This window comes from Providencia sp. Je.9.19 (assembly GCF_051129765.1).
Taxonomy (GTDB): Bacteria; Pseudomonadota; Gammaproteobacteria; order Enterobacterales; family Enterobacteriaceae; genus Providencia.
This window is the reverse complement of record NZ_JBCPSS010000047.1, coordinates 1-351: the sequence shown is the minus strand read 5'-3', so window position 1 is coordinate 351 and position 351 is coordinate 1. Positions and strand designations below refer to the sequence as shown.

Here is a 351-nt window from a genome sequence, read left to right as displayed (position 1 = left end):
TAGGTAAGTAAGCATTAAACAAAGACATAAGTAACATCCCTAAAGATCAGTATCAGGAAAAATTCAGCATTTTTTATTAGTAATAATCGAGTTTGAAGCGAATTGCTGTCTGGTATTCCCCTGGACGCAGTGGGGTTTCATCGGAGACCAGCCTTAAACCATAATTAAGGACATAATTACCTGGTTTGATTTCTTGTTTTACTGTTGCCAAACCTGGGCGTACGGTTTGTCCAGATGCATCTTGTAGTGATAATGCGACACCTTTTGCTGCCCCTGAAACGCTAAACCACTCGCCGTTTGCAGGGCCATCAAAAGTGACTGAGAACGTTTGCCAGTTGTCGCCCTCATGGG

General features: G+C 43.0%; 1 protein-coding gene. It reads right to left on the bottom strand.

All coding sequences use genetic code 11. The annotated features are described in order from the left end of the window. Positions 1-76: 76 nt before the first annotated feature. The coding region (locus tag AAZR93_RS21660; protein WP_434721048.1) for a fimbrial protein at positions 77-351 on the bottom strand (275 nt) is incomplete at its 5' end.